General features: G+C 62.6%; 21 protein-coding genes. 9 read left to right on the top strand and 12 right to left on the bottom strand.

What is annotated here, in order from left to right; all coding sequences use genetic code 11:
• Positions 1-99 precede the first annotated feature (99 nt).
• Positions 100-1,200, bottom strand: a complete 1,101-nt coding sequence (locus JTP94_RS27000) for an RHE_PE00001 family protein (RefSeq protein ID WP_204853482.1) — start codon at positions 1,198-1,200, stop codon at positions 100-102.
• Between the two features lie 172 nt (positions 1,201-1,372).
• Here JTP94_RS27000 and JTP94_RS26995 point away from each other — a divergent pair, with 172 nt between their 5' ends.
• Positions 1,373-3,877, top strand: coding sequence for a heavy metal translocating P-type ATPase (locus JTP94_RS26995; RefSeq protein ID WP_204853481.1), 2,505 nt, complete (start codon positions 1,373-1,375; stop codon positions 3,875-3,877).
• A gap of 11 nt (positions 3,878-3,888) precedes the next feature.
• Positions 3,889-4,275, top strand: coding sequence for a Cu(I)-responsive transcriptional regulator (gene cueR / locus JTP94_RS26990; protein WP_204853480.1), 387 nt, complete (start codon positions 3,889-3,891; stop codon positions 4,273-4,275).
• Positions 4,276-4,499: 224 nt separating this feature from the next.
• Here cueR and JTP94_RS26985 read toward each other — a convergent pair whose 3' ends face one another.
• Positions 4,500-5,690, bottom strand: coding sequence for an acetyl-CoA C-acyltransferase (locus JTP94_RS26985; RefSeq protein WP_204853479.1), 1,191 nt, complete (start codon positions 5,688-5,690; stop codon positions 4,500-4,502).
• Between the two features lie 189 nt (positions 5,691-5,879).
• Here JTP94_RS26985 and JTP94_RS26980 point away from each other — a divergent pair, with 189 nt between their 5' ends.
• Together JTP94_RS26980 and JTP94_RS26975 are read left to right on the top strand one after the other, a co-directional pair.
• On the top strand, positions 5,880-6,107 hold the full coding sequence (locus JTP94_RS26980; protein ID WP_204853478.1) for a type II toxin-antitoxin system VapB family antitoxin: 228 nt from the start codon (positions 5,880-5,882) through the stop codon (positions 6,105-6,107).
• Positions 6,107-6,502 carry a type II toxin-antitoxin system VapC family toxin gene (locus JTP94_RS26975; protein ID WP_204853477.1) on the top strand — a complete coding sequence of 132 codons (396 nt, stop codon included), beginning with the start codon at positions 6,107-6,109 and terminating at the stop codon, positions 6,500-6,502. Before JTP94_RS26980 ends, JTP94_RS26975 begins: the two co-directional genes overlap by 1 nt.
• A 22-nt stretch (positions 6,503-6,524) precedes the next feature.
• Here the strand turns inward: JTP94_RS26975 and JTP94_RS26970 are convergent, their stop codons facing one another.
• The 7 genes from JTP94_RS26970 to hutI all read right to left on the bottom strand — a co-directional run bounded on the left by JTP94_RS26970 (position 6,525) and on the right by hutI (position 14,361).
• Positions 6,525-6,830, bottom strand: a complete 306-nt coding sequence (locus JTP94_RS26970; protein ID WP_204853476.1) for a hypothetical protein — start codon at positions 6,828-6,830, stop codon at positions 6,525-6,527.
• Positions 6,831-6,912: 82 nt separating this feature from the next.
• Positions 6,913-8,373, bottom strand: a complete 1,461-nt coding sequence (locus JTP94_RS26965; RefSeq protein WP_204853475.1) for an MFS transporter — start codon at positions 8,371-8,373, stop codon at positions 6,913-6,915.
• A 207-nt stretch (positions 8,374-8,580) separates the two neighbouring features.
• A complete protein-coding gene (locus tag JTP94_RS26960) occupies positions 8,581-9,243 on the bottom strand; it encodes a sulfite oxidase-like oxidoreductase (protein WP_204853474.1) in 663 nt (220 codons plus the stop codon).
• A gap of 77 nt (positions 9,244-9,320) precedes the next feature.
• Positions 9,321-9,884, bottom strand: coding sequence for a HutD family protein (locus tag JTP94_RS26955; RefSeq protein ID WP_204853473.1), 564 nt, complete (start codon positions 9,882-9,884; stop codon positions 9,321-9,323).
• A gap of 1 nt (position 9,885) precedes the next feature.
• Positions 9,886-11,571 (bottom strand): urocanate hydratase, encoded by a 1,686-nt coding sequence (gene hutU, locus JTP94_RS26950; RefSeq protein ID WP_204853472.1) that lies wholly within the window; start codon positions 11,569-11,571, stop codon positions 9,886-9,888.
• Position 11,572: 1 nt separating this feature from the next.
• Positions 11,573-13,108: a histidine ammonia-lyase gene (hutH, locus tag JTP94_RS26945; protein ID WP_204853471.1), complete on the bottom strand. Its 1,536-nt coding sequence runs from the start codon at positions 13,106-13,108 to the stop codon at positions 11,573-11,575.
• Complete coding sequence (gene hutI, locus JTP94_RS26940; protein WP_204853470.1) at positions 13,105-14,361, bottom strand: imidazolonepropionase; 1,257 nt, start codon at positions 14,359-14,361, stop codon at positions 13,105-13,107. Before hutI ends, hutH begins: the two co-directional genes overlap by 4 nt.
• Before the next feature lie 101 nt (positions 14,362-14,462).
• On the opposite strand from hutI, the gene JTP94_RS26935 reads away from it, so the two are divergent.
• Together JTP94_RS26935 and hutC are read left to right on the top strand one after the other, a co-directional pair.
• Positions 14,463-15,806, top strand: a complete 1,344-nt coding sequence (locus JTP94_RS26935; RefSeq protein ID WP_204853469.1) for a formimidoylglutamate deiminase — start codon at positions 14,463-14,465, stop codon at positions 15,804-15,806.
• Positions 15,807-15,886: 80 nt separating this feature from the next.
• On the top strand, positions 15,887-16,606 hold the full coding sequence (gene hutC / locus JTP94_RS26930) for a histidine utilization repressor (protein ID WP_037196184.1): 720 nt from the start codon (positions 15,887-15,889) through the stop codon (positions 16,604-16,606).
• Positions 16,607-16,619: 13 nt separating this feature from the next.
• On the opposite strand, the gene JTP94_RS26925 is transcribed toward hutC, so the two are convergent.
• The gene (locus tag JTP94_RS26925; protein WP_167669529.1) at positions 16,620-16,775 is read right to left on the bottom strand and encodes a hypothetical protein; all 156 of its coding nucleotides are present in this window, start codon (positions 16,773-16,775) and stop codon (positions 16,620-16,622) included.
• 315 nt (positions 16,776-17,090) lie between these two features.
• On the opposite strand from JTP94_RS26925, the gene JTP94_RS26920 reads away from it, so the two are divergent.
• The 3 genes from JTP94_RS26920 to JTP94_RS26910 all read left to right on the top strand — a co-directional run bounded on the left by JTP94_RS26920 (position 17,091) and on the right by JTP94_RS26910 (position 18,439).
• On the top strand, positions 17,091-17,705 hold the full coding sequence (locus tag JTP94_RS26920) for a hypothetical protein (RefSeq protein ID WP_204853468.1): 615 nt from the start codon (positions 17,091-17,093) through the stop codon (positions 17,703-17,705).
• 91 nt (positions 17,706-17,796) lie between these two features.
• Entirely contained in the window at positions 17,797-18,030 is a 234-nt protein-coding gene (locus JTP94_RS26915) for an AbrB/MazE/SpoVT family DNA-binding domain-containing protein (RefSeq protein WP_204853467.1), read from the top strand.
• Between the two features lies 1 nt (position 18,031).
• Positions 18,032-18,439 carry a type II toxin-antitoxin system VapC family toxin gene (locus tag JTP94_RS26910; RefSeq protein WP_204853466.1) on the top strand — a complete coding sequence of 136 codons (408 nt, stop codon included), beginning with the start codon at positions 18,032-18,034 and terminating at the stop codon, positions 18,437-18,439.
• A 17-nt stretch (positions 18,440-18,456) separates the two neighbouring features.
• On the opposite strand, the gene JTP94_RS26905 is transcribed toward JTP94_RS26910, so the two are convergent.
• A complete protein-coding gene (locus tag JTP94_RS26905; RefSeq protein WP_204853465.1) occupies positions 18,457-21,615 on the bottom strand; it encodes an efflux RND transporter permease subunit in 3,159 nt (1,052 codons plus the stop codon).
• Complete coding sequence (locus tag JTP94_RS26900; protein ID WP_204853464.1) at positions 21,615-22,784, bottom strand: efflux RND transporter periplasmic adaptor subunit; 1,170 nt, start codon at positions 22,782-22,784, stop codon at positions 21,615-21,617. Before JTP94_RS26900 ends, JTP94_RS26905 begins: the two co-directional genes overlap by 1 nt.
• Positions 22,785-22,966: the final 182 nt, after the last annotated feature.

The following is a 22,966-nucleotide window of genomic DNA, read 5'->3' as shown; positions in this document are numbered from 1 at the left end:
TTAGCGCGACTTAGCGTAACAAACTGTAACATTGGACAAAAACTAGGGTTGTAGTTGCAAAAGATCAGCGGCTGCGCAAGCGCACGCTGTCCCCTAGGATCACAGCACGCCCCAGCCGCGATAGCGCCCGCGACCGGTCATCTCGCGCAGGCCGAGTTCAGCCACCAGATTGAGCGCACCTCTTGGGGTAACACCGACATGGCGGGCGATCATCTTCGCCGAAACGATCGGTCGCGACAGCACGATATCGATGACGTCAGGCAGGCTGCTGTTCGATCGCCGGTCCTTGAGCCGCAATTCCATCTGCAGCTTGGCGAGCGAAAGCCGATCGAGTTCCTTGAGACCCGAATCGGCCGAAAGCGCCATGGCGTCCAGAAAGGCCAACAGTCGTGTGGTGCGATCCGACGCACGCCGCCGCTCGTGCCGGACGGATTTCAGGCCGACATTCAGGCAGAAGAGATGCGAGGTGACCTTGCCGCGGCTGCGCAGATAGGCGCTGACCAGCAGGCCACCGAGCCAATGCTGCCGCCGCAGCGGCTCGATCCGCTCCCAGGCATCGAAAAGCACGGCGGCGCCAAGAACCGGCGGCAGCAGATCGGCCTCGCGAAGCATGGCGCGCCAGCTCTCCAGCCGCTCGCCTTCATCCCAATCCTCGTCGCGAACCAGGGCGAGCGGATCGTCGATCATCTCCGGCCTGGCATCTGGGACGCCGCCGTTCAGGATCTTGTCGGATCGGGCAAGAATGGCGTCGATCTCGGCGAAGTCGACGCCGAAATCATCCCCCTCATCCTCTTGTCCGTCATCAGGCTCGCCGAGCGGCGCGGGACGCAGCTGGATGACGTCCTCGGCCTCGCCGATATCGCCCCGCAGGGCGGCAAGTCCGGCCGCCTCCAGCCCCCAGGAGGGCTCCGCACTCCACAGACGACGCCTGACCCGCAACACGGCGTGGGCGATGGTCAGCTCATGCGTCGGCGTGCGTGCATCCATGCGCGCATCGTGCAAGACCAGATCCTCCACATGCACCAGCTCGCCGCCGACCCAGAGCGCGCCCGCAGCGTCGAAAAAATGCCCGCGCTCGCGAAAACCGTCCGCCACAACGTGGCGCAGGACGCGCTCATCCAGCCGCGCCAGCATGTCTTCCGCCTTGATGATGGCAGGCAGGAGTGTCGTCAGCGGGAGAGTGGTCAGATCATATCGCATTGGAATCACGTCATTGAACCGTTCTTACGGAACTTATCATCGCCGGATCCGGCGGGATAGGAAGAGACCCCTGTGAACTGTGGATGACAATCCCTATTTTTTGTCTTGACCTTCCAGTGACAGGAAGGTTCATAAGCTATCCGACGCTCCCATCGGAGCAATGGAGCTTGATATGGCATTGCACGACGAACACGATCATAGCCATCATGGCCACGGTCATCATCACCATCATGACGGGCAGCCGCGGGAGACGGTTACCCGCGATCCGGTCTGCGGCATGACCGTTGATCCCGCTGGCAAGCCGTCGCTCGATTATCAAGGCCGCACCTTCTATTTCTGCTGTGATGGCTGCCGCAAGAAGTTCGAAGCCGCACCGGAAAGCTACATCTCCGCCAAGGACCCGGTCTGCGGCATGACCGTCGACCGCGCCACCGCGCGTCATTTCCTGAAGCATGAAGGCGAGAAATTCTATTTCTGCTCCGCCGGCTGCAAGGGCAAGTTCGAAGCCAATCCATCAGCCTATCTCGACGGCCACAAGCCCTCGCCGAAACCGGTGCCGAAAGGCACGCTCTATACCTGCCCGATGCACCCCGAGATCGTCAGCGACCATGCCGGCGATTGCCCGAAATGCGGCATGGCGCTGGAACCCATGGGCGTGCCGTCAGCCGATGAGGGACCTAACCCGGAACTCGTCGATTTCACGCGCCGGCTCTGGATCAGCGCAGCCTTGTCGCTGCCGCTGCTGGTGATCAGCATGGGTCCGATGTTCGGCCTGCCCGTACGCGACTGGATCGGCGAACCCATCGCGACATGGATCGAGCTCGCCCTGGCAACGCCGGTCGTGCTCTGGGCGGCCTTGCCCTTCTTCCGTCGCGCCTGGAATTCGCTCGTCAACCGCAGCCCGAACATGTGGACGCTGATCGGCCTCGGCGTCGGCACCGCCTATCTCTACAGCCTCGTCGCCACGCTCGCGCCCGGCCTGTTTCCCATGAGCTTTCATGGTCATGGCGAGAGCGTACCTGTCTATTTCGAAGCAGCTTCCGTCATTGTCGCACTGGTCTTCGTCGGCCAGGTGCTGGAGCTGAAAGCGCGCGAGCGCACGGGCTCAGCCATTCGCGCCCTGCTCGATCTGGCACCCAAGACGGCCCGCCGCATCGGCGCCGACGGCAGCGAAACGGATGTGCCGGTCGACCAGATTGAGGTTGGAGACCGGTTGCGCGTTCGTCCCGGCGAGCGCGTGCCCGTGGATGGCTCCGTTACCGAAGGACAATCCACCATCGATGAATCGATGATTACGGGCGAGCCTCTGCCGGTAGAGAAGGCCACGGGAGACGCCCTGACCGGCGGCACGATCAATAAGAACGGCTCGCTGATCATCCTGGCCGAAAAGGTCGGAGCCGATACCACGCTGTCTCGCATCGTCGAGCTCGTCGCCAAGGCACAGCGCTCGCGCGCGCCGATCCAGACGATGGTCGACCGCGTATCCGCCGTCTTCGTGCCCGCAGTGGTCGCGGCCGCCATTATCGCCTTTGCCGTCTGGGCCTTTGTCGGACCGGAACCATGGCTAGCGCATGCGCTGCTCGCCGCCGTCGCGGTGCTGATCATCGCCTGCCCCTGCGCGCTCGGACTGGCAACGCCGATGTCCATCATGATCGCCACCGGCCGCGGCGCGCAGGAAGGCGTACTGGTGCGCGACGCTGAAGCGCTGGAACGCTTCGCCAAAGTAGACACGCTGATCGTCGACAAAACAGGCACGCTGACCGAAGGCAAGCCCAATCTGACCGACATCGTCACGGCTGACGGCATCGAGCAAGCTCACCTTCTGTCGCTCGCCGCCAGCCTCGAGCGCGGCTCCGAGCATCCGCTCGCCGAAGCGATCGTTGCCGGCGCCGAGGAACGTGGGGCCCGCTTTGTCGAGATCACCGGCTTTTCGGCAACATCAGGCAAGGGCGTCGAAGGCCGTGCTGGCGATACCGCGATTGCGCTCGGCAATGCCGCCATGATGGCCGACTTGGCCGTCTCGATCGACGCATTGAAAGCCGAGACCGAGCGTCTGCGCGGCGAAGGAAAGACCGTGATGTTCGTCGTTATCGACGGCAAGTTGGCGGGTCTCCTCGCCGTCGCCGACCGCATCAAGCCGACCACGGCAGCCGCGATCAAGGCGCTGCATGAGAGCGGCCTGAAGATCGTCATGGCAACCGGCGACAACGGCCGGACAGCCGCCGCCGTCGCTACGCAGCTCGGCATCGACGAGGTCCGCGCCGATATGCTGCCGGAAGGCAAGAAGGCGCTGATCGACGAGCTGCAGGCCAAGGGTCACATCGTTGCGATGGCCGGCGACGGCGTCAACGATGCGCCGGCGCTCGCTGCCGCCGATGTCGGCATCGCCATGGGCACCGGCGCCGACGTCGCCATGGAAAGCGCCGGCATTACACTGGTGAAGGGCGACCTCAACGGCATCGTCCGGGCTCGGCACCTGTCGGAAGCGACGATCCGCAACATCAGGCAGAATCTTGCCTTTGCCTTCGGCTATAATGCGCTCGGCGTGCCGCTGGCAGCCGGCGTGCTCTATCCGATCTTCGGCCTGCTTCTATCGCCGATGATCGCGGCGGCCGCCATGAGCCTGTCCTCGGTCTCGGTCATCGCCAATGCGCTTAGGCTGCGGCTGGCTAGATAAGGAGAACTTATATGAACATCGGCGAAGCATCCGGCCGCTCCGGCCTGCCGGCGAAGACGATCCGATACTATGAGGATATCGGCCTCATCCGTCCCGACCGCGGCGATAACGGCTATCGCGACTATCGCGCCGGCGACGTACACAAGCTGCGCTTCCTGCATCGCTCGCGCAGCCTCGGCTTTTCGGTCGAGGAATGCCGGCAGTTGCTGGCGCTCTACGAAGACAAGAGCCGCGCCAGCGCCGACGTCAAGGACATCGCCACCACGAAGCTCACCGAGATCGACCGCAAGATCCGCGAACTGACGGAACTGCGCCGCACGCTGGAACATCTGGTCCATGCCTGCCACGGCAACGAGCGGCCGGACTGCCCGATTTTGGAGGAGTTGTCGGAGGGGTGAGACTATTGTGGCGGCAGGCCAGGCGAATGCGTCGATGCCGGAACGATGTGCCTGGCCCCTCACCCCAACCCTCTCCCCGCCTTGGCTACTACCCTCTCCTCAAACCCGCTGTTTGACGCGGTCGTCCCTTCTCCCCGCTTGCCGGGAGAAGGCTAGGATGAGGGGCCATGCCCGCAGGCGCGGCATTGGCAGGCACGCCTGACCTGCCCCCTACATCATTCCACTCACCCAACCCTTTCCACCGCAATCGCCGTCGCCTCGCCGCCGCCGATGCAGAGTGCGGCGATGCCACGCGTTGAACCCTGGCGTTTGAGGGCATGCAGCAGGGTCACGATCAACCGCGCGCCTGTGGCGCCGATGGGGTGGCCGAGGGCGCAGGCGCCGCCATTGACGTTGAGGCGATCGCGCGCGATGCCAAGATCCTTGGCGGCGGCCATGGCGACGACGGCGAAGGCCTCGTTGATTTCGAAGAGATCGACATCGCCGACCTTCCAGCCGGTTTTATCAAGCACCTTGCGGATGGCCGGGATCGGCGCGGTGGTGTACCAGGCCGGCTCCTGGCTATGGGTGGCATGCGCCTTGATCTCCGCGAGGATGGGCAATCCCTCGCGCTCGGCAACCGAACGGCGCGTCAGGATCAGCGCGGCCGCGCCATCGGCATTGGCCGAGGCACTGGCAGCCGTGATGGTGCCATCCTTGCGGAAGGCGGGCTTGAGGGTCGGGATTTTTTCCGGAGAGACCTTCTGCGGATGTTCGTCCTTGGCGATCGTCACCGGCCCGCCCTTGGCCGCTACCGAAACCGGGGTGATCTCGGCCGCGAAGGCGCCGTTCTCGCTCGCGGCGCGGGCGCGCGACAGCGTTTCGACTGCGTAGGCATCCTGATCGTCGCGGCTGAACTGATAGGCCTCGACCGCCATCTCGCCGAAGTCGCCCATGGAGCGGCCCTTCTCATAGGCATCCTCCAGCCCGTCGAGCATCATGTGATCGAAGATGCGGTCATGACCCATGCGGTAGCCGCCGCGGGCCTTGGCAAGCAGATAGGGCGCGTTCGACATCGATTCCATGCCGCCGGCAACCGCGATCGAGGCCGATCCGGCGAGGATCAGGTCATGCGCCAGCATGGTCGCCTTCATGCCGGAGCCGCAAACCTTGTTGATCGTCGTGGCGCCCACCGCATCCGGCAAGCCGGCGCCGCGCGCCGCCTGTCGGGCCGGAGCCTGCCCCTGCCCTGCCGGCAGCACGCAGCCGAACAGAACTTCATCCACCCTATCAGCCGACAATCCCGCACGCTCCAGCGCGGCGCGGATGACATGCGCGCCAAGCTCGGGCGCCTGCAAGGACGACAACTCTCCCTGAAAACGACCAAGCGGCGTGCGCGTGGCCGAAACGATGACAACGGGATCAATAGCGGGCATGACATCTCCTCACAGTCAGTAAACCATATCCTCTAGCCCTATTGCTAGCACGTTAGATGATGCTCGTCATCTAAATATCGCGAGAATATCAGCCGCCAAAATCGCCTCGGCGCTGATGGCATAACGGCGCGATTGCTCTCGTCGGAGACATACCCTATGGATATCCCAACATATTGAATTGGATATCTCATGCCACTTTACATCAAGGACGACACAATCGACCGGCTGGCTCGGCGGTACCAGGCGCTGACGAAAGCGCCGACCAAGACCGAAGCCGTGAGGCTCGCATTGCAGAAGGCGCTGGATGAGGAGCTGACCAAACCCGTCCTTGCCGATGTCGCCGTCGCCTTCTGCCGCAACCTCAAGCGAAAGGCGACAGCCAAAGCCGAGGGCGATCATACGACGGGAGAAGCCTGATGTTTATCGATGCTTCGGTATTGTCGGCAATGATGACTGACGAGGAGGAGGCGCGGGCCTTTGCCATCCGCATGCAGCCGGCGACGGTGCGGATGACCTCGCCGCTTGCGGCAGCGCGGGCCGCAATCGAGATCTCCACCATCCTGGGTCTCTCGCCAACCGAGTCTGCGGAAGCGGTGCGCGCTTTCCTTCAGCTCATGAACATCCAGATTCTCGCCGTTCCGCCACGTGCCGCCATTCTGGCGGTCGAGGCATATGAACGCAACGGCCAAGGCAGCCATGCGTCGGGCCTTAGCTATGACGATTGTATGACCTATGCCTGCACTCGCTATTATCGCCAGCCGCTATTGTCGAAAAGCGACCGGCTCAATCAAACCGATATCGAACTGGCCTGAGCCACCCGATGCAATGCTGCCGTCAAGGGCAAAGCGAGGCCGCGCCTGCGGAATAGGTGTTCGAGCGCGCGCCGACCGAGTTCGGTGCGGCAGCGCATTGCAGTCGGGACATCGTGTCGCCAGCGCGGATCGGGCCGGTCACCGACGGGTCGGTATTGATCGTGCCGTCGGGAAGGATAGCGTCCTTCGAGTGGTCGACACCGCCGACATCGGTCTGAAGCGTCTCGACCTTGAGGGTCTTGGGGTGATGCTTATGCACCTGTTCCGCCATCGCGCCGCTGGACATGCCAATGACGAGAGCCGAAATAGCGAGAGTTTTGAGCAGCATGAGACTGCCTCCTGTGGGGGTTAAAGCTCCATTTATATGGGAACTCGTTAACCGATTTACAGCGGCTTGTATCTCAATATCGTTAAGAGTTTGAAGGTTTTGACGACGTGTTGATTTTGTGCCGCGACACCTCCGCGCCGGCATCGTGCGGCAGGCTGATGAAACGCAGCGAGGAGACGGCGCCGATCACGGCGACGACGAGGAAAGCCCAGTGAAAATCGATGAGAGACAGCGTTTCGCCGCCATGAATGGTGCGCGAGAGATTGAGAACGGCGGCAGCGACTGCAACGCCGAGCAGCAGCGAAACCTGCTGCAGCATGCTTGACAGCGTCGAGGCGGAACTGCGCTGGGAAGCATGGATATCGGCAAAACCGAGCGTATTCAGCGCGGTGAAATTCATCGATCGTGACAGGCCGGCCGCCAGCAGCAGACAATAGATCAGCCAGTTCGACGTCGATGGCGACAGAAATGCGAAACCGCCGATGCATAAGGATGAGATCAGGCCATTGACGACGAGCACATTGCGAAAGCCGAAGGCTCGCAGCATTTGCGTCGTGATCGCCTTCATGCCGAGATTGCCGGCAAAGTAGAACAGAAGATAAGTGCCGGCATTAATCGCCGACTGACCGAAGCCCACCTGGAAGAGCAGCGGCAGCAGGAAGGGCGTGGCGTTGATCGCCACCCGGCTAGCCGTGCCGGCAGAGAGCGTCGACATGGCGAAGGTCTGGACCTTGAAGGCGGAGAGATCGAGCAAGGGTGCATCGACCCGCATGAAATGCCGGGTGGCGATGACGGAAAAGACCACGCCGGCGGCGATCAGCCCGACGCTTGCCACGAGAGCGGTCGTGCCCTGGACGACGAATTCGAGACCGGCGAGCAGGAAGGTCAACCCTGCCGCCGACTGCAGGAAGCCGACGAAATCGAGCGGCGCAACCTTCTCCTCGCGCTGATCCGGCACGAAGCGCAGGACGAGGCCGAGGCCGATGATGCCGATCGGCAGGTTGATCAGGAAGTTCCAGTGCCAGCTCAGATAGGTAGTGATGAAGCTGCCGAGCACCGGGCCGATGACGGGCGCCGTTAGCGCCGGCCAGGTGATCATCGACATCGCATGCACCAGATCGGATTTGCGCGCATTTCTGAGCACGATGATGCGTCCCACAGGCGTCATCAGCGCGCTGCCGATACCCTGAACGGCACGGGCAATGACGAACTCGGTGAGGTTGCCGGAAAGGGCGCAAAACAGCGATGCCACGGTGAAGATGGTGATCGACGCCAGAAACACCCGCCGCGCGCCATAGCGGTCGCCCGCCCAGCCCGCAAGCGGAACGAAAGCCGCCATGGTGAGCAGATAGACCGTGATGCCGATGCTCATCGACACTGGCTCGACGCCGAATGTGCTCGCCATCTGCGGCAGTGACGTCGTGACGATGGTGCCGTCGAGGATCTGCATGAAGAAGGCGACGGCGACGACGAAGGCGATAATGCGGGATTGCCGGCCGAAACTGGTTTCGGAAGGCTGCTCTGTGGTCCGGACAACGGTCATGGCATGGAATTTCAAAGAATGGGGTTCAGGGGTGGTCGGGCTCCGCCGACGGCAATCATACGATCATTGAATACGCCCATCATTGCGGCTTGCAAAGCCGCAAACCGATGTCGGGGCCATCAAAAATTGACACGGTGACATAAGAAATCGCGATCTCTGCCGGATTTGCTTCGGCGGCACCCTCTACCCTCCAACATCGTGCAGGCGTCAATCGTCGGAATAACGCTGCTCACGCCAGGGATCGCCGTAGATGTGATAGCCGTTCTTCTCCCAGAAACCGGCCCTGTCGACGCCGATAAGCTCGATACGGCTCAGCCACTTCGCGCTTTTCCAGAAATAGAGATGCGGCACCACCAGACGCATTGGCCCGCCATGCTCGCGCGTCAGCGGCTGGCCTTCCCAGGCGGTGGCGAGGATCGCGTCCTCGGCGGCAAAATCCGAAAGCGGCAGGTTTGTCGTATAGCCGTCATAGCTGGTCAGCAGCACATGATGCGCTTCGCTCGTCGGCATGACGAGATCCAGCAGATCGCGAGTCGCCACTCCCTCCCAGCGATTGTCGTAGCGCGACCAGGTCGTCACGCAATGAATGTCGCTGATGCGGGTGCTCTGTTCGATCGCCTGGAAAGTGGCCCAATCAAGGCTGAGCCGCCTTTCCACAAACCCGAACACATCGAGCCGCCAGCTCGACAGCGAGACCTGCGGCTGCTCCCCGAGATCGAGCACCGGCCAGTTCTTGACGAGATGCTGCCCCGGCGGCAGCCGCTCGGTCTCCGGCCGGCTGATCCGCCCGGTCAGAAACTTGCCCTCCGCCGCCCAGCGGCGCTTGGAGTTTGTGAGCTTGCTATCGGCGGGAGGTTGATCGTCGCTCATCGGGGCATCCCTTCGCTATGCGGTGATAGGATAACCGGGGTGCGCAGGTGTCAAGCACAAGAGCGGCTGACAGCCAACTATAGCGCCTCGATTTCGATGAGGAACAATTGCGCCGAACCCGAAATCGGGTACCGCGCGGAAGTCTCGTTCGAGAGGACCAGGCAATCGCCTGCAGCCAGGACCGTACCGTTGATTTCGGCACTTCCCCGATGGCAAAGAATCAATGCGGTCTCGCTCTTAAGCTCAACCTTGCTATTTCCATCAACGGAAACGCGCCGCACCGAATGCGTGAAGCGTCCCCGCCGCGTCATCACGTTGAGATCCGTGATCGTCCCGTCGATCAAAGTCGCTGATGTCGGCGCATCTGCCGCAAAGGATAGTGGGTCGCTTTCCTGCGTCAGGCGCTCGGGCTCGCGACCCTCGATGAAGAGGGTCATGCCCTCGCCCTCGAGGATGGATAGTGTGCGATCGATGCCCGGAAAGACCGAGAACGGCCCATCCGTGGCAACCGTCGCCATGCTGACGCGCCAGTCGAAATCGGCAAGCCCGACGCCGTCTGGCGAAACGGCGATCTCCACCGTTTCACCGCCGCCGTTTTTCCAGGGCATGCGCTTGTGGTCACTGGCGCGCAGCAGCTTCATCTCAGTTCCCCAGGATGGCCGGCATGCGCAGGCCCTGCTCCTTGGCGCAATCGATGGCGATGTCGTAACCCGCATCGGCATGGCGCATGACGCCGGTTGCCGGGTCGTTCCAGAGAACGCGCTCCAGACGGCGGGCGGCATCATCCGTGCCGTCGGCGCAGACGACCATGCCGGAATGCTGTGAGAAGCCCATGCCGACGCCGCCGCCATGGTGCAGCGACACCCAGGTGGCGCCGGAGGCGGTGTTGAGCAGCGCATTCAAGAGCGGCCAGTCGGAAACGGCATCCGAGCCGTCCTTCATCGCTTCTGTCTCGCGGTTCGGCGAAGCGACCGAGCCGGAGTCCAGGTGGTCACGGCCGATGACGACGGGCGCCTTCAGCTCGCCGCTCCTGACCATTTCATTGAAGGCGAGGCCGAGGCGATGGCGATCGCCGAGGCCGACCCAGCAGATGCGTGCGGGCAGGCCCTGGAAGGCGATGCGCTCGCGCGCCATGTCCAGCCAGTTGTGCAGATGGGTGTTGCCGGGGGTCAGTTCCTTCACCTTGGCGTCGGTCTTGTAGATATCCTCCGGATCGCCGGACAGGGCAGCCCAGCGGAACGGACCGATGCCGCGGCAAAAGAGCGGGCGGATATAGGCGGGCACGAAGCCAGGGAAGGCGAAGGCGTTTTCGAGGCCCTCGTCCTTGGCGACCTGGCGGATGTTGTTGCCGTAGTCGAGCGTCGGCACGCCGGCATCCCAGAAGGCGACCATTGCTTCCACATGCACCTTCATCGAGGCGCGGGCGGCAGCTTCAACGGCCTTCGGGTCGCTCTCGCGCTTCGCCTTGGCTTCGGCCACGGTCCAGCCAAGCGGCAGGTAGCCGTTGAACGGATCATGGGCCGAGGTCTGGTCGGTGACGATGTCCGGGCGCGGACCGCCGGCCTTCATGCGCTTCACCAGTTCCGGGAAGATCTCGGCAGCGTTGCCGAGCAGGCCGACAGACTTCGCTTCGCCAGCCTTCGTCCACTTGTCGATCATGGCAAGCGCTTCATCGAGCGTCTTTGCCTTCTCGTCGACATAGCGGGTGCGCAGGCGGAAATCGATGCGGGTTTCGTCGCTCTCGACGGCGATGCAGCAGGCGCCGGCCATGACGGCCGCCAGCGGCTGTGCGCCGCCCATGCCGCCGAGGCCGCCGGTCAGGATCCACTTGCCCTTGAGGCTGCCGTTGTAATGCTGGCGGCCGGCCTCGACGAAGGTCTCGTAGGTGCCCTGAACGATGCCCTGCGTACCGATATAGATCCACGAGCCGGCCGTCATCTGGCCGTACATGGCAAGGCCCTTCTTATCCAGCTCGTTGAAGTGATCCCAGGTCGCCCAGTGCGGCACGAGATTGGAATTGGCGATCAGCACGCGCGGCGCATCCTTGTGGGTGCGGAACACGCCGACCGGCTTGCCGGACTGCACCAGCAGCGTCTCTTCCTCGGTCAGCGTCTTCAATGTCGCGGCGATGCGGTCGAAATCGTCCCAAGTGCGGGCGGCACGGCCGATGCCACCGTAAACGACCAGCTCGTTCGGGTTTTCAGCCACGTCCGGATCGAGATTGTTCATCAGCATGCGCAGCGGCGCTTCGGTCATCCAGCTCTTGGCGTTGAGCTCCGGGCCGCGAGGTGAGCGGATTTCGCGGATATTATGGCGTGGGTTGGTCATATCACATCTCCAAGGAGGGCAGGATGTCGGGTGAAATCGAGGCATTGAGCGCGCCTGATGCGATGAGGTCGCTGGCGGCCTTAAGGTCGTTTGCCATGTAGCGGTCTTCTTCGAGCGACGAGACGACGGCGCGGATCGCCGATATGGCAAGGGTCAATTCCGGGCTGGTCGTCAGCGGCGCGCGCAGCTCGACGCCCTGGGCGGCGGTCAGCGCTTCGATGCCGATGATGCCGAAGAGATTGTCGGTCATGCCGAGCAGGCGGCGCGCGCCGTGGCAGGCCATGGACACATGGTCTTCCTGGTTGGCGGAGGTCGGTGTCGAATCGACGGAGGCCGGGTGCGACATCTGCTTGTTTTCAGACATCAGTGCCGCTGACGTCACCTCGGCAATCATTAGGCCGGAATTCAGGCCCGGCTTCTTGGCGAGGAAGGCCGGTAGACCGTAGCTCAGCGCGGGATCGACCAGAAGCGCGATGCGGCGTTGCGCGATAGCACCGATCTCGCAAACGGCAAGGGCGATCTGGTCGGCGGCGAAAGCAACCGGCTCGGCATGGAAGTTGCCGCCGGACACGACGGAATTATCCGACAGGACAAGCGGATTGTCGGTGACCGCGTTGGCTTCGATTTCAAGCGTACGTCCCACAGAGCGCAAGAGATCGAGGCAGGCGCCGTCGACCTGCGGCTGGCAGCGGATGCAATAGGGATCCTGCACGCGCTCGTCGCCCTCGATATGGCTCTCGCGGATCACCGAGCCCGCAAGCAGGCCGCGAAGGGCGGCGGCGGTATCGATCTGGCCCTTGTGGCCGCGCAGCGTATGGATATCAGGATGGAACGGCGCCGAGGAGCCCATGGCCGCGTCCGTCGACATGGCGCCGGTGATGAGAGCTGCCTGGGCGGCGCGGTGAGCGCGGAAAAGACCGGCAAGTGCCAGCGCCGTCGAAACCTGGGTGCCGTTGATGAGCGCCAGCCCTTCCTTGGCGGCCAGTACGACCGGCTTCAGGCCGGCCTTTTCAAGCGCTGCCGCGCCCGAAAGTCGCTCTCCAGCATAGAAGGCTTCGCCGTGACCCATCATGACGGCGGTCATATGTGCGAGCGGAGCAAGATCACCCGATGCGCCGACCGAGCCCTTTTCGGGAATGACGGGCACGACACCCTTTTCAAGCATGCCCTCGATCAGCCGCACCAGCTCGAGCCGCACGCCCGAAGCACCGCGCCCGAGCGAAACCAGCTTCAGCGACATGATGAGACGGACGACATTGTCAGGCAGCGGCTGGCCGACGCCGCAGCAATGGGACAGGATGAGATTGCGCTGAAGCGTGGCGACATCGGCGCTGTCGATCTTGATGGATGCCAGTTTGCCGAAGCCGGTGTTGATGCCATAGACCGGCGCGTTGCCGGCGGCAATCTCGGCGATACGGGCGGCGGCCTTGGCGATACCTGCATCGAAGGAGGCATCGAGCTTAGCCGGCTCACCAGTCCAATAGATCGTCGCCAGTTGCTGCAGCGAGACGGAGCCGGGATGGAGAACGACAGTCATCGGTTGAACCTTTTTCCCTTGAAGACATGAGTGCGGAGTGGGTTGAAGCCAATGCGATAGACCAGCTCCGCAAGGCTTTCGACATCCCAGATGGCAAAATCAGCCGACTTGCCGGCTTCGAGCGTCCCCGTCTCGGACAGCAGGCCAAGGGCACGCGCGCCTTCGCGGGTGGCGCCAGCAATGCATTCCTCGACCGTCAGGCGGAAAAGTGTGGCAGCCATGTTCATGGTCAGAAGCAGCGACGTCAGGGGCGACGTACCTGGATTGGAGTCCGTGGCGATAGCGATCGAGACGCCCGCCTCGCGCAGCGCCTTGACCGGCGGCTTCTGCTTCTCGTTGATGGCATAGAAGGCGCCCGGCAGGAGTACGGCAACCGTTCCCGCCGCCGCCATGGCCCTGACGCCGTCCTCGTCGAGATATTCGACATGATCGGCGGAAAGCGCTCGGTAGGAGGCCGCAAGCTTGGCGCCGCCGAGATTGGAAAGCTGTTCGGCATGCAGCTTCACCGGAATGCCGAGCGACTTTGCAAGATCGAAGACCCGAGCGATTTCCGCCGTCGAGAAGGCGATCCCTTCGCAGAAGCCGTCGACGGCATCGACAAGGCCTTCGGCATGCGCCTGCTTCAATCCGGGCAGCACGACATCGTCGATATAGTCGCCGTTGCGGCCTTTATACTCCGCCGGCGTCGCATGCGCGCCGAGATAGGAGGTCACGACCCGGACGGGACGGACTGTCTCCAGCTTGCGGGCAGCCCGCAGCATCTTCAGTTCGGATGGGATATTGAGACCGTAGCCGGACTTCACCTCGATGGTGGTGACACCTTCGGCCAGCAACGTGTCGAGCCGTGGCAGCGCGACGGTAACAAGCTCATCCACCGACAGCGCACGCGTGGCGTTGACGGAGGAGACGATGCCGCCGCCGGCGCGGGCTACCTCTTCGTAGCTCGCGCCCTCCAGCCGCATCTCGAATTCGCGCGCGCGGTTGCCGCCATAGACGATATGCGTGTGGCAATCCACGAGGCCGGGCGTGACCCAGCGTCCCTCGAGATCGATGCTCTCCGCATCCGCAACATCGGGCAGGTCCGCTTCGCTGCCGGCAAAAACGATACGGCCATCTTTCGTCAGGATCGCGCCCTTCTCGACAATGCCGAGCCGAGCCGCGCCCTCTTTCAAGGTCGCCAGACGGGCATTGCGCCAGACGCGGCTTGCGCCGTCGCTTCCCGTGCTATCTTCGGAAAAATTGTTCCCACGCATCAGCTTTACGCCTTTCCTCGTTGGTTCATAATGTATATACATATTAAAAAGGCTGACAAGAGGGATTTTGGACTCCAAGTCCGAAAGGAAAGGGTGAGACCATGACGACACTTCATGCACGCTCGGCACTGCTTGGCGACGGATGGCACGAGAATGTGCGGCTGACCCTCGAAGGCGGCCGCATTGCCGATATCGCCGTCGGTGTCGCACCCGAAGGCGGCGACACCAGGCAGGATATTCTCGTGCCGGCGATGCCGAACCTGCATAGCCACGCCTTCCAGCGCGCCATGGCCGGCCTTGCGGAAGTTCGCGGCCCGGCGAATGACAGCTTCTGGAGCTGGCGCACCGTCATGTATAAATTCGCGCTGTCGATGACCCCCGACCATGTCGAGGCCGTCGCGGCGCAGCTCTATATGGAAATGCTGGAAGCGGGCTTCTCCCGCGTCGGCGAATTCCACTATCTGCACCATGACAAGGATGGTAGCCCCTATGCCAATATCGCCGAGCTGGCGGAACGCATCGGCGCGGCCAGCGCCGAAACCGGCATAGCCTTGACGCTCCTGCCCGTCTTCTACGCCCATTCCGGCTTCGGCGGCGCGGCCCCCATCGATGGCCAGCGTCGTTTCATCAATTCACTCGACCGCTTCGAGGCCCTTATGGCTGGCTGCCGCGCTGTCGCCAGCCGTTTGCCTGGCGCTGAACTCGGCCTTGCGCCGCATAGCCTGCGGGCCGTGACGCCACAGGAGCTGGCAAAGCTCGTGCCCATGGCCGGCGACGGGCCGATCCATATTCACGTCGCCGAGCAGGTGAAAGAAGTCGAGGATTGCATCGCCTGGTCGGGCGCCCGCCCCGTGCAGTGGCTGCTCGACAATGCTCCCGTCAATGACCGTTGGTGCCTGATCCACGCGACGCATATGACCGAGGATGAAACCCGGCGGATGGCGAAAAGCGGCGCGATCGCCGGCCTCTGCCCCATCACCGAGGCCAATCTCGGCGACGGCGCCTTTGCCGCCCCTCTCTTCCTGGAGGAAGGCGGCCGTTATGGCATCGGCTCGGATTCCAACATCCTGATCTCCGTTCCCGAAGAACTGCGGCAGCTGGAATATTCGCAGCGGCTGGCCTTGCGTGCCCGTAACGTCATCGCCTCCACAGGCGGCTCGACGGCCCGGATGTTGTTCGATGGCGCGCTTGCCGGCGGCGGCGTGGCCCTGAAGGCGCCGGCTGGGCTTGCCGTCGGCAACTACGCCGACATGGTTTCCCTCGATGCCAGCGCCGTGCCCTATCTCTCCGGCAACCGCGTTCTCGATCACTGGACATTTGCCGGCGGCGTCACGGTCGACGGCGTCTGGGTCCTGGGCCGCAAGCAGGTCGAAGGCGGTCGTCACGTCAGGAGGGAGACAATCTCCGCGCGATTCCGCCAGGCGATGGCTGAACTGATCGGTTAAGAAACCGCTTTTCCTCCCGCCGATTGGTCCTTAAATAATTCACGGGGATTCCCATGTCTTACACGGAAATGGCAGGCGGCATGACGACGGGCAAAGAGGCGACCCTGCATCAGCGTATCCTGAGCGATATCGAGGGCCAGATCGTCTCGGGCGCCTGGCCGCCGGGTCATCGCATTCCCTTCGAGCTGGCCTTGGCGGAGCAATATGACTGCTCGCGCATGACCGTGAACAAGGCGCTGACCCAGCTTGCCCGTGCCGGCCTGATCGAGCGGCGAAAGCGCTCGGGCAGTTTCGTCACCCATCCGCTGGCGCAATCGGCCGTGCTGGAAATCCACGACATCAAGTCGGAAGTCCAGTCGCTCAACCTGCCCTATTCGCACAAACTCGTGAAACGCACCGAGCGGCGCGACCGGCCGGAGGACGCGCGGCGGCTGCAGTTTGCAGGCTCCGTCCCGGTGCTCGAAATCAGCTGCATTCACTATGCCGGCCCGCGACCCTTCTGTCTGGAAGATCGCGTCATCAACCTCGATGCCGTGCCGGAGGCGGCCAAGGCCGACTTCGCGACCTTGCCACCAGGCCCCTGGTTGCTGAACCAGGTGCCCTGGAGCACCGCTGAACACCAAATCCGTGCCATATCCGCCGAGGGCGAGGCCGCCGCGAGCCTTGACGTTCCCAAGGGGACCGCCTGCCTTGTCGTCGAACGGCGCACCTGGAGTTCCACCGGCCCGATAACCCATGTCCGTCTCACCTATCCCGGCGATCGTCACAGCCTGGTGGCGCGCTTTACCCCTTCGAGCTGACCGACACCGCCTGCTATGGCCGCTGCTGCGTGGGCTCGGTCTGCATGGGTATGAGGCTATCGGATTGGCGCAGCGGCTGAGCAGGATCGACCAGCAGGATGCTGAGCGCAATCAAGACCAGTGCCAGAATCAGAATGATACCGATCAGAAGTGGACGAATCGCGGTCATATCGGTTCTCCAACCTCCCCAACCCAGCGCGATGGCGCGATAGGGATTTCGAGACAACCACCCAAGTTTAACGTCAAACGTTAAGCAAAGTTTGATGTTTCTGCACTTATTCCGGTTTTTTCCAATCAATTCTCGGGCGGAACATAGCCTCATCTCACGCTTGTTTGAATGGCGAACGACAGAGCCGGCGCATAGGATCGTTGCGTCGATGGTCATATCAGCCGGCCTGCGCAAGGAATGCCACCGGCCGGCTTCAGCCACGCATCAAACACGGCCGGCTGCCCGCATGGCCGTTATTTCAAGGGAGACACTGCCATGCATCGCAAACGCCTGATCACGGGTGCGCTGACGCTCACCGTCGCAATGTTCGCCGCGCTGCAAAGCGTTGATGCCGCCGAGCGCGTCAAGGTGCGCGGCACCGTCGAAAGCCTCGATGGCGATACGCTCAAAGTCAAATCCCGTGATGGCAAAGACGTGACGGTCGTGCTGAAATCCGGCTTGAACGTCGGCGGTGTCGTCCAGGCGGCGGTCGGCGACATCAAGCCTGGCGATTTCGTCGGCATCGCCTCGCAACCAACCGACAGCGGCATCAACGGCGCCATAGAAGTCGTCATCTTTCCCGCCGCGATGAAGGGAACGGGAGAGGGCGACCGCCCTTGGGATTCGAAGCCGAACAGCTCCATGACCAATGCGACGGTCGCCAATGCCGTGACTTCGGTAAACGGCCCGACATTGACGCTCACCTACAAGGGCGGACAGCGCAAGATCAACATTCCCAAGGGCACGCCCGTCGTAACGCTGGCGGCGGCCACGAAGGCCGATCTGAAGCCCGGTGCCGGCGTCTTCATCACCGGAGAGCAGACAAACGACACCACGGTTTCCGCCGACCGCGTCGCCGTCGGCCTCAACGGCACCGTGCCGCCGATGTGATCGTCCGGCGGACCGGCACATAGGCCGGTTGCCTTGAACTCGGCCACCAAAAGTAATACCTCTATTTTGGAGATCATTACCGAGGTACGCAATGAGTACGACCGTTACAGCAAAGGGACAGGTCACGATTCCAAAGGCCGTTCGCGACATGCTTGGAATCGGGCCTGGAAGCCAGGTCGATTTTCGCCGGACGGCCAATGGCAATGTCATCGTCGTTCCGGTGGATGCAGGCAAGCAGGTCAGCCGGTTTGCCAAGTTTCGCGGCCATGCCGGAAAGGGCATGAGCACGGACGAGATCATGGCACTGACGCGCGGCGACGACTGACGTGATCCTCGTCGATTCCAATATCCTCCTGGATATCATCACGAATGATCCGGTATGGTATGATTGGTCGCTGGCGCAGCTCGATGGCGCAAGCCTTCTCGGGCCTCTATGCATCAACGATGTCGTCTATGCCGAAATTTCGGTTCGTTACGACAGGATAGAAGATCTCGAAGCCATGCTCGCCGAAACCGGCCTCGACATCCTGCCCATCCCGCGGGCAGCGCTCTTCCTTGCCGCCAAGGTTTTCACTCGATATCGCAAATCGGGCGGGACACGCAGCGGTGTCCTGCCCGATTTCTTCATTGGTGCTCATGCAGCCGTTAGCGGTCTTTCCTTGCTGACCCGCGACACGAAGCGCTTCCAGACCTATTTCAAGTCCGTCACGCTCAACAGCCCGCCACCGGCCTGAGCGCGGAGCAGGAAATCCTACTCCGCCGCCTGTGCATGCGGCCGATGATCGATCGCCTCGTCTTCGTCATCCTCTTCCGGCTTCGGCTGTTTCCAGGCGATCAGGCGGTAGAACATCGGGATGAAGAAGGTGGCGATGAAGGTTGCCGCCAGCATGCCACCGATGACGCCGGTGCCGATCGCATGGCGGCTGGCCGAGCCGGCGCCGGTGCTGATGGCGAGCGGCACGACGCCAAGGATGAAGGCGAGCGATGTCATCACGATCGGGCGGAAGCGCAGCCGCGCCGCCTCGAGTGCCGCGTCAGCCGCACTCATCCCTTCCTTACGTTTCAGCACGGCGAATTCGACGATCAGGATGGCGTTCTTCGCGGCCAGGCCGATCAGCGTCACCATGCCGATCTGGAAGTAGACGTCGTTGGTGAGTCCCCGCAGATAGGTGGCGAGCAGCGCGCCGAACAGCGCGAAGGGGATCGCTGTGATGACGGCAAGCGGAAGGCTCCATTTTTCATACTGCGCGGCAAGGATCAGGAACACCATGATGACGCCGAAGACCATTGCCTGCGTGCCGGCACCGCTGGTCTCCAGCTCCTGATAGGCAGAGCCCGTCCAGGCGATCTGGAATCCCTCAGGCAAGGTCTCGGCCGCCACCTGCTGCATGGCCTTGATCGCATCGCCTGATGTATAGCCAGGCGCCGGATTACCGGTGATCTTGGCGGCGTTGAAGGCGTTATAGCGTTCGAGCTGGTCCGGTCCGATGACGCGCGTCACCTTGATGAGCGCATCGAGCGGGATCATCTTGCCGCTGTCGGACCGCACGAAGACCTGGCGCAGATCGTCAGGCGATTCGCGGAAGGGCGCTTCCGACTGCAGGTTGACCTGATAATTGCGGCCGTAGAGCGTGAAATCGTTCACGTAGAGGCTGCCGAAGGTCGCCTGCATGGCGTCGAAGACGGAGTTGATCGGCACGCCGAGCGCCTTGGCCTTCTCGCGGTCGAGATCGGCGCGGAACTGCGGGACGTTGGTGTCGAGCGTCGTGCGAACCGCTGCAAGCTCCGGCCGCTTGGAGGCGGCCGCGACAAGCTTCTGCGCTTGCTCCGAAAGCCCCGCGACGCCCTTGCCGCTACGGTCCTGCACATAGACCTCGAAACCGCCTGTCGTCGACAAGCCCTGGATCGGCGGCGGGTTGAAGGCAAGCACCATGGCATCCTTGATGCCCATGTTGGCGCCGATCAGCGGGCCTGCGAGATTGCGGGCGTCGAGTTCGGGCGTCTTGCGCTCGCTCCAGTCCTTAAGCGTCACGAAGGCGACGCCGGCGCTGCTCTTCAGGCCGCCCGACAGCAGGTCGAAGCCGGAGACCGCAAAGACATTCTCGACGCCGGGAAGCTTCTCGGTGTTGACGAGTGCCTCATCCATAACGGCCTGCGTACGCGTGAGCGAGGCAGCCGGCGGCAGGATGGCGATCTGGAACAGCGAGCCCTGGTCCTCGTCCGGCACCAGCGAACCCGGCAGCGTATAGAAGAGATAGCCGGTCACGCCGAGCAGGCCGGCAACGAGCACGCAGCCGACGATGACACGCTTCAGGAAGAAGGCGACACCGGCGGCATAACCCTCCGTCAGCCGCTCGAAAGCACGGTTGAAGATGCGGAAGGGCAGCACCGGCTCATGATGCCCGGGCTTCAGGATCAGCGCGCAGAGTGCCGGCGTCAGCGTCAGCGCCACGATGCCTGATAGCGTGACCGAGATCGCGATGGTGACCGCGAACTGCTTGTACATCTGGCCCGCCAGCCCGCCCATGAAGGAGACCGGGATGAACACGGCGCAGAGCACCAGCACGATGGCGATGACGGGACCTGTGACTTCGCCCATCGCCTTGATGGCCGCCTTCTTCGGCGACAGCTTCTCCGTCGACATCAGACGCTCGACGTTTTCGAGCACGACGATGGCGTCGTCGACAACGATACCGATCGCCAGCACCAATCCGAACAGCGTCAGAAGGTTGATCGAGAAGCCGAGCAGATACATGCCGGCGAAGGTGCCGATGATCGAGATGGGCACGGCGATGACAGGGATCAGCGTCGCGCGCCAATTCTGCAGGAAGACGAAGACGACGACGATGACGAGAAGGATCGCCTCGATGAAGGTGTGCACCACCTCCTCGATCGACACCTGGATGAACTTCGTCGTGTCGTAGGGGATCTGATAGGCGACCCCTTGCGGGAACGACTTTTGCAGCTCGTCCAGACGGCTCTTGAGCGCGGCCATCGTGTTCAACGCATTGGCGCCCGGCTGCAGATAGACGGCGATCGGGATCGCCGGCGTGCCGTTGAGGCTGCTCTGCACCGAATAGCTCTTGGTGCCGAGCTCGATGCGCGCCACGTCCTTCAGCCTCAGCGTCGCGGCGTTGGCCGTCGAGCGCAGGATGATATCGCCGAAAGCGTCGACATCGGGCAGGCGCCCCTGCGTCGTGACAGTATAGGTGAAGGCCTGCGGATTTTTGCTCGGCTGGTCGCCGAACCGGCCGGCGGCAAATTGCGAATTCTGCTCCTGGATCGCGGTCGCGACATCGCTCGGCGTCAGATTGTACTGCGCCAGCTTGTCCGGCCGCAGCCAGATACGCATCGAATAGTCGACATCGCCGAGCAGGTTGACGTCACCTATGCCCGGAATGCGCTTGAGATCGTCGATGACGTTCAGAAGCGCGTAGTTGCCGACATAGGTGCGGTCGTAGCGGCTGTCGGTGGAATACATCGCGACGAAGCCGAGGATGGACGTCGAACGCTTGGTGACGACGACGCCGAGGCGTGTGACGTCCTGCGGCAGGGTCGAGACCGCACGCTGCACGCGGTTGTTGACGTTGATCGCCGCCTGGTCCGGATCCGTGCCGAGCGCGAAGGTGACCGTGATCTGCATCGCGCCGCTGTTGGAGTTCGTCGACTGCATGTAGAGCATGTTTTCGACGCCGTTGATCTGCTGCTCCAACGGTGCGGCAACGGTCTGCGCCACCGTCTCGGCGCTGGCGCCGGGATAGGTCGCGGTGACCACAACCTGCGGCGGCGTCAGTTCGGGATATTGCGCGATCGGCAGAATGCGGATGCAGACAGCGCCCGCAAGCAGAATGACGATCGAGATCACCGCCGCGAAAACGGGGCGATCGATAAAAAATCTGTTGCCCAACATCAGTTCTGCACCACCTTCTTCGCGTCTTTAGGCGTTGCATCCACCGTCGCTTGCACAGCTGCGCCCGGGCGGACCTTGATGATGCCTTCGGTGATCAGCTTGTCGCCGGCCTTGAGGCCGGAAAGCACCAGCCAGCTGTTGCCGACCTTCTGGCCGAGCGTCACCGGATTGACGTGTGCCTTGCCGTCCTGGTCGATCGTGTAGACGAATTGCCCCTGCGGGCTCTGCATCAATGCCACTTCCGGGATCGTGATGGCATTGTCGAGCGACACGCCTGTCACCCTGGCGCGCACGAACTGGCCCGGCAGCAGCCGGCGCTCGGGATTGTCGACCACGGCGCGGGCCTGCAGCGTGCCGGTCGAGACATCGATCGTGGAGGAGGTGAAATCGACGACGCCGTCATGATCATAGCTCGTGCCGTCGCCGAAGGAGATTTTGACGCCGAGATTAGGCGCTTCGCCCTTGGCCTTCTTCATGTCGATGAGCCGGCGCACTTCGGCAGCCTCGGAATCCGAGAAGGAGAAATTGACATAGACCGGATCGAGCTGGGTGATGTTGGTGAGCAGGCCGGTATCGCCCGTGGTGCCGATCAGGCTTCCTTCGGAGACCTGCTCGAGGCTGGTGATGCCACCGATCGGAGCCGTCACCTGGGTATAGTCGAGATTGAGCTGCGCCGTCTGGAGCTGTGCCTGCGCGGCGGCGACCGCCGCTTCCGCCAGCTGCCGCGTCGAAATGGCGTCGTCGCGCGCCTTCTGCGTGACGGCGTTCTGCTCGAAGAGAGTGACATTGCGCTTTTCCTCCCGCTGTGCCTGGGTCAACTGCGCCTGCGCCTGCTGAAGCTGCGCCTTGGACTGGGCAAGCGCTGCCTGGAAGGTCGCCGGATCGATGAGGAAGAGCACGTCGCCGGCCTTGACCTCGGCGCCTTCGACAAAGTTTCTTTTCAACAGGATACCGCCCACGCGAGCCCGCACATCGACTTGCCTAAAGGCAGAGATGCGCGCAGCATATTCGTAGGAGAGCGATACGGTCTGGGGCTTGACCTCGATTGCCGTCACCTGCGGCGGCGGCATTTGTCCGGCCTGCTGCGCGAGGGAGGGAAACACGGCGAAAATGAGCAGTCCGGCTGCGGCGAGACTGCTGCGCAGGAGGAGGGAAATATGCGTCGTCATGGGAAAATCACCGCGATCTCAGACATTTTTGTTGCGCCGCAATATACAAACATACATGAATGATTGTAAATATCAAATCGACGTGACTTTTTTGCTCGATATCGTGAGCCGCGTACGGCACTCAGATATTAGCGTATGAAATCAAATACATGGAATGAGGCGAAATGACCCCTTTCGTCTCG

The sequence above is a fragment of the Martinezella lusitana genome, from assembly GCF_016901135.1.
GTDB lineage: Bacteria > Pseudomonadota > Alphaproteobacteria > Rhizobiales > Rhizobiaceae > Rhizobium > Rhizobium lusitanum_D.
Note: the sequence above shows the minus strand (reverse complement) of the source record. Positions and strands in the feature narration are given on the sequence as shown.